The sequence below is a fragment of the Microvirga sp. HBU67558 genome (assembly GCF_018069605.1).
Taxonomy (GTDB): Bacteria; Pseudomonadota; Alphaproteobacteria; order Rhizobiales; family Beijerinckiaceae; genus Microvirga; species Microvirga terrae.
Window position 1 is genome coordinate 1 of record NZ_JAGPUP010000263.1, and the last position, 734, is coordinate 734.

Genomic DNA, 734 nt, shown 5'->3' on the forward strand with positions numbered 1-734 from the left:
CAGCAGAACGGCGACACGGTGGCGGGCAAGAAGATCCAGCTCATCGTCAAGGACGACACCGGCACCGCCGACGTCACCAAGCGCTTGGCGCAGGAGCTGATCGTTCAGGACAAGGTGACGGTGCTCGCAGGCTTCGGGCTGACGCCGCTGGCGCTTGCGACCGCGCCTCTGGCCACTCAGGCCAAGGTGCCCGAGGTGGTGATGGCGGCCGCCACCTCGATCATCCCCGAGCAGTCGCCCTACATCGTACGATCGAGCTTCACGGCCGCGCAGGTAACCGTGCCGCTCGCCGAATGGGCCGCGAAGGAAGGCCTCAAGCGGGTGGTCACCATCGTGTCGGATTACGGTCCCGGCATCGATGTGGAGAAGGCCTTCACGGAGACCTTCACTAAGGCGGGTGGACAGGTGGAGAACCTGCGCGTGCCGTTGGCCAACCCGGACTTCTCGCCGTTCCTGCAGAAGGTTGCCGACGCCAAGCCCGATGCCCTCCTGGCCTTCGTCCCCTCCGGCGTCGGCGCGCAGTTCATGAAGCAGTTCGTCGAGCGCGGCCTCGACAAGAGCGGCATCCGCTTCCTGGCGGAAGGCAGCGTCACGGACGACGATCTTCTGAACAATATCGGCGACGTCGCCCTGGGGGCCGTCACCGCGCACCATTACTCGGCGGCCCACGACAGCCCGGAGAACAAGGCCTTCGTGGAGGCGTTCAAGAAGGCCAACAACGGCATGCGGCCGAA

Annotated in this window: 1 protein-coding gene; it reads left to right on the plus strand. The window is 65.8% G+C overall.

All coding sequences use genetic code 11. The annotated features are described in order from the left end of the window. On the plus strand, positions 1 to 734 hold a 734-nt coding region (locus KBI52_RS01135; RefSeq protein WP_210804822.1), incomplete at both ends, for an ABC transporter substrate-binding protein.